The following is a 13,480-nucleotide window of genomic DNA, read 5'->3' on the forward strand; positions in this document are numbered from 1 at the left end:
CATGCGTGCGCATGCCCCGCGCGGATCGCGCGGCAAACCGGTAATTCAGCGGGAAATTGCACGCGCAAGTCTCCTGAACGTAGCTTCGGTCGTCATGACGGGGCGCTTTTCAACAGCCTGCTAGAGAGGTGCTGCCCAAAACGTAGCTCGGTTCGCATAAGGTAACTGGAAAAACCTGATCGTCGGCGATCCGTCGAATGACTTGTCCATTTACCCATTTCATTTGGGCATAACCAGAGTACCACCAAGAATCCCCGATAAGTGCTTACTGACACCTTGCATGCAAAATTGCAAGACTTGCAGAAAGCTCATGACCCAATCTTGTATGATCTGCGCATATGACAGATCATACTCTGTCGAACTGGCACAGTTAAATACCAAACGTACTTGTTCTGCCAATTCAACATAAGTTCTACGATCGAGGCCCCAATATGGTTCGGTTGGAGAAGCATTCAATATCGTTATCTTTTCCAGAAAAGCAGGCTTAATTCGATATCTAATTAAGGCTTCATCAAAACGCTGCTCGGCTGTTCTTTCAGGACTCCCTCTCACCATTGCCAAAACATGCTCAACCTGCGGATCAGCAGATAGTCTGGCGGTCAAATGTGCTCCGACAAAACCATTGCTGCCGATTACCAAAGCCAACCGGTTACTCGTGGAGTCACTCAGGGGTTTCGGCTGATAATTGGGATGCAGTTGTGGTCGCAATAAACCCGGGTTTCCTGAACTCAAGGCAACAATATCGGCCATTTTCCCCGGAAAATGCGATATCGGTTGTATCCGCCCAGCCGCCGGTTCGGCACTTGCAGCGCAGGTGTTTGCGCCGTTCTTGCTGCATTAGGAACCCAGATGGCCTGACCTCGAAAGTCATATCAGGATTTAACTTGACCGCCAACGAACCAGCGTCTCGCCTGCCGACCAGAGTCGCTTTTCCGCGTGATATCCAGGCATTGTTGCGGATGCAAGGGATGATGAACGCGTCACATTTCATGACCGTTCCGCTTCTCGCACTGCACATGTCCGTCACGCTGCATTTCAATTTCGCAGCGCTTGCGACGGTGATGGCCGGGAACCTGCTGTCCGCCCAGATGCTGCCAGCTGATTGCTGGGCTCGCAGGGCTGTTTGATACGCGGTTCGCGTTCGCCAGCAGCGCTGTCCTGTTCGGGCTTCTCGGAGCCGCGGTGTTTCAGCTGAAACCCGACTATTGCGAGGTGTCAGGTCGCAGCCCGGTTATCTCCAGCCTGCGCGTAACGGCGGCGCATCGCGGTCTGTGGCGTCTGATTGCGGTGTCTCGTCTCTGCCTTGGTTTTTTTCTGTTCCCGCAACTGTACGTAGCATTTCCGCTGTACGCCGGCCGCATGCCTGGCCCCTATGCAGCGTCAGCCGTGTATGTCGTGAACGGTGTGATCGGATTGGCCTTCATGCTGTCGCCCAAACACTGGCTTGTCCGGATGAATCCCGCGTCTGCGACAATCGGCGCGTACCTCGCTGCCGCTTTTGCCTATGCGAGCGTGGCTGCCATGGATGGTGTCGCCTGGTTCCTGGTCTTCGTCGCGGGATACACCGTTACCGAAACAATTCTGGTGCCGGCGTTCGAAACCATGATCGCGTCTCTGGCGGTTGACGGAAGCCAAAGCACGTTCTTTGGTGCGCTGAGCGCTGTGGGGGCATTCGGAAGCACGGCGGGATATTATGCGGGCAGTTGGCTCGCAACGAACGGCACACCAATCCAGACATGGATCACGTTCGGCAGTGTGGGGACCCTCGCATTTGCGGCTGCCGTGATACTTCTTCCACGTGCAAAGATGATCGGCTGATTGGTAGAAGGCAGGATGCCTGCCGAGTTCAGGCATCCTCTAACCTGCCTGCTAGGCAAGACCGTCAGATTCGTCAGGATAGGATCATTCCGACAATTGATTGACGCGAACGCTCAAGCTCACAGCTTTCAAGCTGACATCATTGCCGGAATTCTTCATGAATGGTCAGCGCGGCGGCTACGTGCGGGACGGCACTTTTGAACAAAGTGCCGAGCGCCAGCCCGACGGCATTACGCTTGACCGCATCTTTGCGGACAAGGCGTCGGGCAAAGAGACGAAGCGGCCGCAACTCGCCCTGTTGCTCTCGTTCGTGCGTGTTGAGGACACTTTAGGCATGCACAGCATGGACCGACTCGCGGAGAACCTGGACATAGAGTTCAAGGATTTTCGCTGCGCGGGCATTGTAGTGGGGCATCGAGCTCATGCACATGATCCGCAAAGGCCTGATGAAAGAGGGCGATATGACACAGACGCCCGCCCAGCAGTCGTACTCGCTGGCTGCATAAGCCGTCCTGCGCAAGCAGGACGTTTCTCGCCCCCTTATCGCGGCAGAGCCGGGGACTATTCTTGCCGCGAGCGGCCCATGTGTGACGGTTAAAGCTGGGTCACGCGGTCGGTTGTAACAACGCTCCGATCTTCGCTCGCAGGAACTCAATTTTCGTTGCACTGGCGCGGGCTATGGTTTGGGGGTCGACGCCAGCGCCGTGGCCGCCGTCGTGCTGTTCCAGGTACCACACCTCACGATGTCCGAGTGCCTGCATTTTCGCTACCATCTTGCGTGCATGGCCTGGATGCACGCGATCGTCAGTGGACGACGACGTGAATAGCACGGGCGGATAGGAGACGCCCGGCTTTACGTTGTGATAGGGCGAGTAAGCCATGAGGATCCGACAATCGTCGGCGTCGTCGGGATTTCCGTACTCGTCGACCCACAAAGCGCCCTGCAACAACAGGTGAAAACGGGACATGTCGAGCAATGGCACGTCCGAGACAACGGCACCGAATAAATCCGGGCGTTGGATCATGCACGCTGCAGTTAATAACCCGCCGTTGCTCCCGCCTTGGATCGCGAGCTGCGCCGGGACGGTAACACCGGAGCCGACCAGTGCCTCAGCCACGGCAATGAAATCGTCAAATGCGACCTGACGTTTTTCTCGTTGTGCGGCTTGATGCCATCTAGGTCCGAACTCACCTCCGCCCCGGATGCTCGCGATTGCGTACACGCCGCCCGGTTCGAGCCAGGAGAATCCCAAGGTGCCCAAATAGGTGGGCGTGTCGAGCGGGACTTCGAAACCGCCGTATCCATAGAGCAGGCAAGGTCGAGGATTGCCCTGAAGATCTGCCTCACGACCGATCACCCAATACGGAATCTGCGCGCCATCGGGCGCCACGGCATGCCGGCGCAGCGCGACCAATCCGGTTGAATTGAAGCGTGCGGGAAGCTTTCCGAGCAGGTGCCACGGTGTGTTACTCGAGAGATCGACATAATATAGCGTCGGTGGTGTCAGGAAGTGATTGACGTAAATCAGTACGGTGTCATCGCGTGCCCTATCGACGGCGGTCACAGATGCTTCGCACCCGGCCGGCAACGGATACACTCGAGATTGCCAAATGTCGTGGACCGAACCAGGTGGACGCCAGAGCGTCACGCGGGTAATACTTTCGCTCTTGACTGAGACGATTAGCCAGCGCTTCGTATAATGCACCCCTGACAGGGCGGTCTCTTCGGTTGGCGCGAAAAGTACTATGAAATGGCGATCGCCGTCGATAAATGCGTCATGTCGAATGGCCAGCAATGAACCACCTCGATAAATCGTTTCGTTGGCGTGCCAATCGGTGCGTGGCGTAACGAATAGCCACTCGTTCCACTCAAACAAGCGAGCCGAATTGCGCGGCACATCGTATAACCGCCATTCACCGGCCTCTTCGTCAAGCCAGAAGTTTTCCGCTTCGTATAATGCCGTTCTGCGGCATGCGATATGGCGCGCTTGGATTGGATTGTAATTCGCTGACGCACCCAAGTCGTCACGCTCGCATTCGAACACCACCGGCGCATGTGCAATTGACGTTCCTCGCTTCCACCTGCGGACCTGTCGCGGGTAACCGGAAACAGTGACAGCGGGGTCAGCACTTACTGAGCTATCATCCCAACTCACGTAAACTGTATCTTGATCGATCCATGCAACGCTGTGGTGACCGGGATCTGGTAGTTCGAATCCGTTTTCAACAGAGGCACGTCTTTCCACGTCGAATTCCCGCACAATATGGGTATCGGAGCCGCCGGGAGAAAGAAAAACCAGTGCGCGATCGGCGGTGGGACAAAGAAGGCGAAAGTCGGCCATAGCCCAGCGCGTGCCGTCCCCGTTTCGGTTGTTCAAGTCAAGCGCATTGACCTCCAGTACCACTTCCCATTCAGGATTGCCCTCAATCCAGGTATTCCAAGCCGTGCGCCGTACAAAACCGAGCGGACGGGCGTCATCGCGCCAGATGTTGTAAGCCCAGTTCCCCCAGCGTGAACATACGACGATGCAATCTTGCGCCATCATGGATTCGACGAGCCGCTTAGTTAGCACGTCCGCACCTGACGTGCACCCATACATTCCCATTGTGCGGTCCGTCTGCGCATAGGCCCATGAATTAACATCGAGACTATCGAGTTCTTCGAGATCGATATATGGATCGGCCGCGCCGAGCTTAGGCGGCCAAATAATTTCAGATGGAAAAGGTATCATATTGCATTCCAATGTTACCGACTATTAAGGTACTTTCATGCTGGCTGGCTGGCTTTAGCCTTAGTCGCCCGATTCTCGTCAACAGAAGTGCAATTTCGACATGCTCAAGATCCACGCGTTCCGTGATGATTTGCGCGTCGTGCGATTGACAATACTACTGAAACTTGGGCGGTCATGGCCGTGTCTGCAGGCGAGCGCCAGTGCACGCTCGCCAGAAAATTAGCTCGCGGCTCTGGCCCCGGAGTAGTTCACGCAAATCGTCGGGCCATGCTTCGACGTCGCACCCGTGATGGTGCAGCAGCGCAGGCGTGAGTCTCTCCATTTCGAATGCAGCCCGAGTGCGCGACGGAGCCGCTCGGGCACAGAGTTTTTATATCGAAGGGAAGTGATCCATGATAGTTCTACGACAGACAGGCGGTCTTGCGCTGCAGGTTCGTTACTCCGACAAGCAGTTCGAAGTTCAACTGCTGAACGCGCTGACTGTCCGCGAAGATCTTGCCGCCGCGGCTGGAGAATCGGTCGTTTGCGACGGCGAGGTCGGCGGGCAGGCGCAACATCCGTGCAAGTGCACGGCTGCGTTCGATCCGCCTCGTACGAAAAGCCTGAACATCTTCTGGCGAGCCGATCCGCACGTACTCGCGCATTCTGAACATTCGTATGCGCGGTGGGGTCCAGAGAAGGTTCGTGAGGAAGCGGTACGACAGCAGCTCCAATCGTGAGCCCATTTTTCGGTAGCGGGCCGCGTTGCGAGATGACCGAGACCGGATCGCACGCAGCGGACGCGAGCACCGCGCGCGTTGGCTTTTGCTGGGCCAGCCAAGCGTCGCTTCGCTCGTCGCTGGGATCGGCTAGTACGTCGTTCAGCGCCCGCAACAGGCACCGATGGTCCAGTTCGTCGCCTCAGAACGCGTGATTGGTGCCGGCGAGGCGCGGGAAGTTGTTCATGTATTCGTTGTTCTCGAAGTCCTTGCGTGCCACCGCTGGCCGGAAGCGCAGAACTTCCGGATGCTGGTCCGCAGTCATGCACGATATCAGCCAGATCAGGCGTTCGACGATGCATTTATAGATATGATTGTGCTCATAAAGGCCGTTTTCGCCGGTGTCGCGAGCAGGCCTGCTTCTATGAACCTTTCACGCAACGACCGGTGCGCATCGGACACCGCGGCGTCACCACGTACATAGTCAGGGATGGAAGATAGGACAGGTATGCTCACCTCATATCTATCAATAGTGACGGATGCAGGGAAAGCAGCAGGCTGGCCGTGTTCTGGCCGATCCGGTTGTTGCGAATCATTAGGCGGTGCGGAGTAAATGTCGCGTAGTGCGACGGCGGATGCACGCTTCGCTGCGCATACTGGATGCGACACTCGGGATCAAGCGTCGGCTGACTACTACTTGCGGCCCGGCTATTGAGACCCGCGCTGGCATTGACGAAAATGTGTTTGACTCCCGCACACTTTGCGCGGCTGCCCCGGCACGTCGGTATGCGATGATCGTGGCGACGCACTGTTACAGCGGTTTGACGAACCCATACCTCTCGATCCCTGCGCCGAGCCGGACGGCGCCGCCCGGCGCGTAGACTCCGGTCGAGTGGTGGCAATCCATGTCGGCGGGTGCGGACGTTGACGAGGCCTTAATGCCAAAGGGACATTGCCTAGGCGAAAAATGATGACCCAGACAGAAAAGGGGCCGCCCCTCATTGCCGCCCGAGAATCTCGGTGGATTTGAGATAGGGTTCTGGCACCGTGTCCGCATGTATCCCGACGGTAACCTGGCGCGATCGGAAGAGCGCCGCCGTGCTCCATACCCCATCTCGACCCCACCACCGCTCAAGTGGCCAAGCATGCAGACCGCCTCAAAACCACGTAGCGGATGATGACGGCTAAGAAGCATCACCAAGAGGCCACGACTAGGCTCCGGGGCGCACTGTGCGACGCTCGACATGAACAGATTCGGCGATGGGCATCCGGGTACCGGCCTTGACTGAAGCGAATCACCATTTGCGGGTGCGATCGCCGTTTTGGCCGTCGCGCTGCAGTCCATAGACATCACCCTCAAGCTGCCTCGCTTCCGCCAGTAGTTCGGCGATGAGATCGACATCCTCGGCGGTCAGAGCGAGACTTGAGATGGCGGCGTTCGAGGCCAGATGAGAGAGGTCACGAGCGCCGATGATGACGGCCGCAACACCCGGTCGTTCGAGCATCGCGGCGCTGGCGACCGTGGCGATGTCGGTCCCGTGCCGATCCGCGATCTGGCGCAACATCGTCAGAAGGGCTTGGAAAAGGTCCCAGCCGCCGACGTCGTCGATGATCCGCTTGTATTTGACCAACGATCGGTTCTCCAATTGCTCCGTCGGTTCCGGTGCGCCCAACCATCTGTCGCCGAGGAAGCCGCCAGCCATAGTGCCATAGCACAGGAGGGGGATACCGTACTCGATCGCCGCCGCAGCCATCCGCCGCGCGGGACGGCGGTCGAGGAGGGAGTACTGCACCTGCATGGACGTCAGCGGAACGCCTGCATTCAGGATCTCCAGCATATGGTAAGTGTCGAAATTGGCACCGCCGATCGTATCAATCTTGCCCGTGCGGCGCAGATCGTCGAGCCACAGCGCCGGCTCCAGCCAACGAGGATCTTGGTATTCCCACGAGTGGAGTCGTATGAGGTCGAGCCGTTCCTGGTTGAGGCGTCGCAGCGAGAGGTCGATCACCCTTTCGACATAAGACTTGATGCGCGGCAGCATGTCAGAGTGCGGCACAAATTTGGTGTGAACTTTGATCCGGACTAGGGCTTCTTCCCCGCGCAGATCTCGATAGCGCTTTCTGAAATGGCCGATCAGTTCTTCGACCCCTGTATAGATGTCAGCACAGTCGAAAGTGGTTATTCCCGCATCCGCGAAGGCCACCAGGTCGGCTACCGGATATTTGCTGCGAGTCGTGCAGTGGCCGCTCGCCAATTGCCAGCCTCCATGTATCACACGTGAGATCTCGTAGTTTGGGGCAGGCTGGAGTCTCTACATCTTGGTCGCCTTGTATCAGTCATCATGGGCCGCCCCGCTGTGGTTGCGAGGCGGCTGAACTAAACCGGCACGGCCCGCTTCGATCCGAGAACTGAATATCTAGAACAGACGTCGACCGGTCTGCGGGCGTTGGACTTAGTATCGGCGGAGCATAACGATGCGGGAAGCGCTTCATACGCATGACTCGCAAGGCTTCTTGCCGTTCCCGTACTCACTCTATAGCTGTGTGTCCGATCTTGGCGTTCGTCTAACCCGCTCCAGCAGCAGCCGGCCAGCGTCCGCATAGTGCCGCTGCTGGACCATGGCATGTTGCGACGCCGCCTGCAGATCGCGCAGCCGCCGCTGAAGAGGTGAAGATTCATAAACTGCAGCACCGCCGGCCAGCGTAAAGCAGGCATGTGCTGCCCGGGCGCAGATCGTCGCAATCCAGGTTCCCGTCTGTATGCCCTGGGTGTACAGGGATTGGCCGTTCAGCGTGTCGGCCACGGCGTGCCGCCAGTGACTGTTCGCCTGAATCTGCATGGCCGCCCGCGCTGCACGCACATCTGCCTCAATTCGACCCAGCTCGCCTTGGAACATCTCCGAGTCGCGCATAGGAACCGGCGCTCGAAGTTGTTGCCGGCCACCGAGGGCGAGTTCGGCAACATCCCATAGCGCGCCCTCGGCGATGCCGACGCAGACAGCTCCAAAAAGCACCGACTGAAGGTGCCGCCAACCTTGATATAGCGGTCCCGGTTCGCATGATGCTCCATCTGGAAAGTCGAAAAAATTGCCCTCCGGCGCGACCACGTTCTGAAGGGCTGTGTGGTGACTGCCGGAACCTCTGAGGCCGGAGGCGTGCCAAGTGTCTTCAATTTGCCAAGCGGAGGCCGGCAATGCGACATACCGGACCAACGGTGGTCCGGCATCCCCTGCCGGACCATAGAGTGGTTTTCCGCCTTCCGACATGACACAGAGACCCATGATCCAGTCGGCGTTGTGGCAACAACTGGCGAACGGCCAACGGCCGCTGACTTGCCACCCACCTGGTACTCTTTCGGCGGTGCCTCAGGCGTGGAGACACCAGCTATGATGACATCCGCCTTGTCTTCATAGATCAGATCGTAAGTCTGTCTCGGCAATCGAGGGGCCATGATGGCCGATGCACTGGCGATCATCGCGGTCCAGCCCACTGAGCCATCGAGCCGAGCCAACGCGCTGATCACTTTCATTCCCCAAGGCAAATCTAGCTCTAATCCTCCACGACTGCGTGGCGCGAACATGCGGAACACTCCGATCAATCGCAACTTCTCGATAAGGTCCGAGGGCATACGGCGTTCGGTTTCGATCTCGGCTGCACGGGACAGAATGGCCGGAGCAAGGTCACGAATCGCGTCAAGTATCCGCCCGACCTCATTAGCCGAGATCCGCGGGACCTCGTCGCCAGAGGGGGAGGGGCTTGCGGTTTGATGTCCTTTGTGGGACGGACTATCTGTCCCGAGTAAAGGATCACTTGGCATCATCAGTTTCGGCATAGGTCTGATTCTTTGATTGAGTTCGCATGCCGTCTGCCGGCAACCGATAGAATGCGACGGTGGTCAGTTTGCGTGCCTTACGTCGTTATAAGGCAACATTATGCGGTTCGCGTGCCGCCTCTTGCTATTGGCAGCTCGTGGGACGGCTGAGGTCGATATGCCGGTGGTTCTGTGCCAGGCAGCGCGTATTTGTGTCTGCCGAAAGCGTCGAGCGTGGCCGTTGGCGCGAGCGCTGAGTCTAACCATGGATTTCTCCTCTTGTTTGCGTGGCGTGAGACGCGCAAGTGTCGTACCAATCCAAAAAGGCTTGCCCAACAACGAGATCACTCTTCAACGCGTTGTTTCATTCCCGACATTGTCGAACATCTGACAAGGTCCCACGCGCGCGCGGTCGTTACCATATAACGGCCTTCCAATCCGCTGACGTGAGATAGGACCAACGTGAACAACTTTGATGTCCATGTCGCGGTCCATAGTGGAGACGAGGCCCGCGCCCTTTGCGGTGTCAAGGGTCGTCGCCGTCGAATTGAATGTAGTTGGTGACGTTCATGCTTTTCACTCTTTAGTGGTAGCGATGTTCGTCCCAAAGGCACGGCGGAAAGCGGCGCGCACCGTAGGCTGGAGCGTGAACGGCAAAGGTGACTGCGAATTCCGACGTGAAGGCGAGCGCCATTCCCATCAAACGCCGAGCAGCCCGACAACGAAAAGGCCCACCGCGTCGGCGCCAAGTCGTCCCGTGAGGATGACGTCGAGGTCGACGTCTAAAAGAAAGAGACCCAAGGCCGCGATCGCTACTAAACCTTCTCGATCAGTAAACTGGCCACTGTCACGTTGCTGAATTGGTCGAGCAAGATCGCCTGATGAAGGATGGAAAATCGCTTTATCACGGTTACCGTCTTCCACTGCGGTCATCAGCTGCGCGGTGTGCTGGTACTACCTGTTTCAGGTGAGGCTGCACGACATTGAGGAACTGCTGTTCGAAGGCGAGGTTATCGTCAGCCACGAAACGGTCTGTACGCCGGTGCGATAAATTCGGTGCGTGTTTCGTGCACCGTGCAAGCGGCGCGTCGTGAGCCCCAGCCTCTCGAACTCGCGTGCCCAGTGATGCGCACCGGATCAGCTGTCCATCCCGATATGACAAGGAGGTAAAGATGCGACACCTTCAAGCAACCGAGTGCAGCGAATTTCCGGGCGTACCAATTCGGGCTTGCCGGTCGCCCGGCGCCGGCAGCGCACAGACATTCGTGACCAGATCAAAATCCTAGGTTTACGATTGCCATGGACTGCCTCTTCGAGGGAGTTAATAGAGTGCGAGAACCACATCGTGGCGCCTTGATGCCATCTCCCGCAACAGGCACTTGATTCCGGACGATGCCCCTTTCATTCGGACTTGGCCTCTGTGGGCATGCCGCGAAATGCCTTGAGTGCGCGCACGCGAGAAGCCAGCAGCGTTTCGATACCAATGTCGACGACGACTCCCCGCAGCTGACGCGGCTGTAACCCGACGTCGCAACGAACGCGGCAAGCATATCTGATTGAAGTCGGGCCTGAACCCCGGACCGCCGACGCCCGTCGCCTAAGGCCCTTAAACCCGTCAACCGTCGCGGAAGATGAAGCTGTACGCGCTCAACGCCGGCACGCCGCCCAGGTGCGCATACAGCACGCGCGAGCCGGCCGGAAATTCGCCGTTACGGACCTTGTCGATCATGCCGTGCATCGACTTTCCCTCGTACACCGGATCGGTCAGCATGCCTTCGAGCCGCGCGCACAAGCGGATCGCCTCGAGCGTGCCGTCGTTCGGCAGACCGTATTCCGGGCCGCCGTAGCGCTCGTCGAGCACGATGTCCTTCGCGGTGATGTCGCGGCCCAGTTCGACGCTCTCGGCGGTCCGCTTCGCGATGCGGGTGATCTGCTCGCGTGTCTGCGCCGGTTTCGCCGAGGCGTCGATGCCGATCACCCGATCGGCGCGGCCGTCGGCGGCAAAACCGACCACCATGCCCGCCTGGGTGCTGCCCGTCACCGAGCACACGACGATGTAGTCGAACCTGAAGCCCAGTTCGGCTTCCTGCTGGCGCACCTCTTCGGCGAAGCCGACGAAGCCGAGCCCGCCCAGCGGATGATCCGAGCAGCCCGCCGGAATCGCGTACGGCTTGCCGCCGGCCGCGCGCACGCTGTCGAGTGCGTCTTCCCAGCTCTTGCGAAAACCGATGTCGAAGCCGTCCGGCACGAGCCGCACGTCGGCGCCCATCATGCGCGACATCAGGATGTTGCCGACACGGTCGTACACCGCATCCGGGTAGTTGACCCAGCTCTCCTGCACGAGCACGCATTTCAGGCCCAGATGCGCGGCCACCGCCGCGACCTGGCGCGTCTGGTTCGACTGAATGCCGCCGATCGACACGAGCGTGTCGCAGCCCTGCGCGAGCGCGTCGGGGATCAGATATTCGAGCTTGCGGGTCTTGTTGCCGCCGAACGCGAGGCCGCTGTTGCAGTCCTCGCGCTTGGCATAAAGCTTGACCTTGCCGCCGAGATGCTCGCTCAGACGGTTGAGCGGCTGGATCGGCGTCGGCCCGAAGGTGAGCGAGTAGCGGGGGAATCGTTGCAGGTTCATCGAGGCTCCGTGGTGGGTGATTTCCGAGAGTTCATGGTAAGAGGCCAGTTCAAAGATGTGACTCCTCTCCTTTGAATATGTTCCAGTAGATGAGCGAGCAAGCAAAAACTGACGAATGCTTGCTTCATAATATAGCCGCGACGGTCGATGCCGATACGACGACGTCGGACGTTGCAGAGCCACGCGTGAGTCCGTGCTGCCAACCAGCGGAATTTGCTGAGACCGTTACCATCGTTGGTTCTTCGGTGTGCAATCACTGGCTTTATGCCACGATCATGCAAGTGTTGGCGATTTGTCGCTGTGGTAGTCGCGATCGCCGCAAATGACCGCGGGCCTGCGAAATGTTCTGCCGCGGGCGATGCGTCGGATTTGGCCCGGATTTTCGCCTGCCGTCGTCCGCAGTCCCTGCATTTTCGCCATCATGTGTGTTGTACGTTTCGAGTCCAAGGAGGCGGGCACCAGAAATAGGCTACAGCCTTTTGACAGGTTTTTCTCGCTATCGCTCTCGGCGTCGACGGGGCATCTTACGTGTTAAGGCGACGATGGGGCGCGGATGACATGCGCATCGGGAGTTACACCGGTTCCCATTTCGAACGATTGATCGTTTCGCTATATGCGAATTGTCGCCTTATCCACGGGCGCAGACCGAGAAGTCCGTGCTTTTGAATAGCCAGGGGTATTCGTTTCAAGGTGTATTAAGTCGGCAAGCCGTGCAATGCTGTTTGTGTTCGCTGGGCGATATGGCATAGTGCGGCTTACTCATCCTATCCAAAGGAAAACAAGCATGGCTACGCTGGAAGCCGTCCAGGCAAAAATCGCAAAGCTCCAAGCCCGGGCAGCAACGTTAGAGAAGAGAGATTCGGCAACAGCGATCGAGAAAATCCTCAGTATGCTGGAACAGCACTCTCTATCTATTGCTGATATTGAGGCGTCTTTGGGCAGACGACGCGGCCGCAGACCCGGCGCGACCGCACCGGCGAAGAGGGAGGCATCGGCAACGAAGTACGCCGATCCAAAGACGGGGGCGAACTGGTCCGGTCGTGGCCGAGCACCGGCTTGGATCGCTAAGGTGAAAGACCGCACCAGGTTTCTGGTGACGAACACTACGACGAACTCAACAGCGACTACTCAGAAAACGCTTAAGTCTGAGAAGAAAGTCAAGGAGCCGCAGCCTCACATCTATCAGGACCCTAGGACAGGAGCGACTTGGAGCGGGCGTGGTCGTACGCCGTCGTGGATCGCAGATGCCAGAGACCGCACGAAGTTCCTGATCTCCGCGGCCGAGACACCCGCAAATTCTCGAAAGGTGGCAAAAGCAGTCCATTCCAGCAAGACAGCTGCTCCGAAGAAAGCCGCAAGCAGGAAGGCAGCAACAAAAAAGCCGGCGGAGCAATAAGGCGTCGGCGAGGAATACCTCAGCACCGATGCGGAAAGAGTACCTCGGAGACTGGTAGTGGCGCTTTGTCGACTATCCTCTGGAGGCGTGCATCGAATGGCTCGGCGAAGTCGACGGCCGCTGCTGCAGACGTTGCGCCGCAAACGGCAGCAATCGTCAGTGCGCCTGCTCAGATATATGTAGGAGACCGACGGGGCTGCGGGATATACCTCCGCAGCCCAGCGTTGTTCTTGCACTCGGCTGCAGTTCCTCCAATCGGGCGTCGTGCCAGTCTCTGCCAGTCTCCGGCCCTATCCTTTGCAATTGCTCCGGGATGACCGATTTGCCACACTCGCAATGGGGAATGCTGTCGTAGAACTGATCACCCGGTGGGTAGGGGGGAAATGTGCCGGG

At 58.3% G+C, this 13,480-nt stretch carries 10 protein-coding genes and 5 pseudogenes; 6 read left to right on the plus strand and 9 right to left on the minus strand.

The annotated features are described in order from the left end of the window. Positions 1–219 precede the first annotated feature (219 nt). Positions 220–750 (minus strand): SDR family oxidoreductase, encoded by a 531-nt coding sequence (locus tag AB4Y34_RS37025; protein ID WP_368718834.1) that lies wholly within the window; start codon positions 748–750, stop codon positions 220–222. Between the two features lie 134 nt (positions 751–884). Between AB4Y34_RS37025 and AB4Y34_RS37030 the strand changes: the two genes are divergently transcribed. The 4 genes and pseudogenes from AB4Y34_RS37030 to AB4Y34_RS37045 all read left to right on the plus strand — a co-directional run. Further along, positions 885–1,127, plus strand: coding sequence for a hypothetical protein (locus AB4Y34_RS37030; RefSeq protein WP_368718835.1), 243 nt, complete (start codon positions 885–887; stop codon positions 1,125–1,127). 55 nt (positions 1,128–1,182) lie between these two features. Next, positions 1,183–1,818, plus strand: coding sequence for a hypothetical protein (locus AB4Y34_RS37035; RefSeq protein WP_368718836.1), 636 nt, complete (start codon positions 1,183–1,185; stop codon positions 1,816–1,818). 157 nt (positions 1,819–1,975) lie between these two features. Beyond that, a pseudogene (locus AB4Y34_RS37040) lies at positions 1,976–2,188 on the plus strand (recombinase family protein); the annotation flags it as partial. Continuing rightward, positions 2,189–2,324: pseudogene (locus tag AB4Y34_RS37045) on the plus strand (IS6 family transposase); the annotation flags it as partial. Between the two features lie 99 nt (positions 2,325–2,423). Here the strand turns inward: AB4Y34_RS37045 and AB4Y34_RS37050 are convergent. The 6 genes and pseudogenes from AB4Y34_RS37050 to AB4Y34_RS37075 form a co-directional block, all read right to left on the minus strand. Further along, the gene (locus AB4Y34_RS37050; RefSeq protein WP_368718837.1) at positions 2,424–4,550 is read right to left on the minus strand and encodes a prolyl oligopeptidase family protein; all 2,127 of its coding nucleotides are present in this window, start codon (positions 4,548–4,550) and stop codon (positions 2,424–2,426) included. A 401-nt stretch (positions 4,551–4,951) separates the two neighbouring features. Further along, the gene (locus tag AB4Y34_RS37055; RefSeq protein WP_368718838.1) at positions 4,952–5,194 is read right to left on the minus strand and encodes a hypothetical protein; all 243 of its coding nucleotides are present in this window, start codon (positions 5,192–5,194) and stop codon (positions 4,952–4,954) included. Between the two features lie 256 nt (positions 5,195–5,450). Beyond that, entirely contained in the window at positions 5,451–5,573 is a 123-nt protein-coding gene (locus AB4Y34_RS37060; protein WP_255209129.1) for a hypothetical protein, read from the minus strand. A 970-nt stretch (positions 5,574–6,543) separates the two neighbouring features. Next, the gene (locus AB4Y34_RS37065) at positions 6,544–7,524 is read right to left on the minus strand and encodes an aldo/keto reductase (protein ID WP_309235196.1); all 981 of its coding nucleotides are present in this window, start codon (positions 7,522–7,524) and stop codon (positions 6,544–6,546) included. Positions 7,525–7,782: 258 nt separating this feature from the next. Continuing rightward, entirely contained in the window at positions 7,783–8,529 is a 747-nt protein-coding gene (locus AB4Y34_RS37070; protein ID WP_368718839.1) for a hypothetical protein, read from the minus strand. Positions 8,530–8,720: 191 nt separating this feature from the next. Then, positions 8,721–9,080: pseudogene (locus AB4Y34_RS37075) on the minus strand (acyl-CoA dehydrogenase family protein); the annotation flags it as partial. 860 nt (positions 9,081–9,940) lie between these two features. Here AB4Y34_RS37075 and AB4Y34_RS37080 point away from each other — a divergent pair. Next, a pseudogene (locus AB4Y34_RS37080) lies at positions 9,941–10,138 on the plus strand (IS6 family transposase); the annotation flags it as partial. Here AB4Y34_RS37080 and AB4Y34_RS37085 read toward each other — a convergent pair. Both AB4Y34_RS37085 and AB4Y34_RS37090 read right to left on the minus strand, forming a co-directional pair. Then, positions 10,137–10,298 (minus strand): annotated as a pseudogene (locus AB4Y34_RS37085) (IS110 family transposase); the annotation flags it as partial. The pseudogenes AB4Y34_RS37080 and AB4Y34_RS37085 overlap by 2 nt on opposite strands. Before the next feature lie 376 nt (positions 10,299–10,674). Further along, positions 10,675–11,691: a 1-aminocyclopropane-1-carboxylate deaminase gene (locus AB4Y34_RS37090; protein ID WP_176369786.1), complete on the minus strand. Its 1,017-nt coding sequence runs from the start codon at positions 11,689–11,691 to the stop codon at positions 10,675–10,677. A 784-nt stretch (positions 11,692–12,475) separates the two neighbouring features. Here AB4Y34_RS37090 and AB4Y34_RS37095 point away from each other — a divergent pair. Beyond that, entirely contained in the window at positions 12,476–13,087 is a 612-nt protein-coding gene (locus AB4Y34_RS37095; protein WP_176369785.1) for an H-NS family nucleoid-associated regulatory protein, read from the plus strand. The last annotated feature ends 393 nt before the right edge of the window (positions 13,088–13,480 follow it).

This window comes from Paraburkholderia sp. BR10954, assembly GCF_040965775.1.
GTDB classification, from domain to species: Bacteria; Pseudomonadota; Gammaproteobacteria; order Burkholderiales; family Burkholderiaceae; genus Paraburkholderia; species Paraburkholderia youngii.

Excerpts from the sequence above, each read along its gene's own strand:
- AB4Y34_RS37025 (WP_368718834.1), bottom strand. The coding sequence starts at position 750 with ATGGCCGATATTGTTGCCTTGAGTTCAGGAAACCCGGGTTTATTGCGA.
- AB4Y34_RS37050 (WP_368718837.1), bottom strand. The coding sequence starts at position 4,550 with ATGATACCTTTTCCATCTGAAATTATTTGGCCGCCTAAGCTCGGCGCG.
- AB4Y34_RS37055 (WP_368718838.1), bottom strand. The coding sequence starts at position 5,194 with ATGCGCGAGTACGTGCGGATCGGCTCGCCAGAAGATGTTCAGGCTTTT.
- AB4Y34_RS37060 (WP_255209129.1), bottom strand. The coding sequence starts at position 5,573 with ATGACTGCGGACCAGCATCCGGAAGTTCTGCGCTTCCGGCCAGCGGTG.
- AB4Y34_RS37070 (WP_368718839.1), bottom strand. The coding sequence starts at position 8,529 with ATGGGTCTCTGTGTCATGTCGGAAGGCGGAAAACCACTCTATGGTCCG.
- AB4Y34_RS37090 (WP_176369786.1), bottom strand. The coding sequence starts at position 11,691 with ATGAACCTGCAACGATTCCCCCGCTACTCGCTCACCTTCGGGCCGACG.
- AB4Y34_RS37095 (WP_176369785.1), top strand. The coding sequence starts at position 12,476 with ATGGCTACGCTGGAAGCCGTCCAGGCAAAAATCGCAAAGCTCCAAGCC.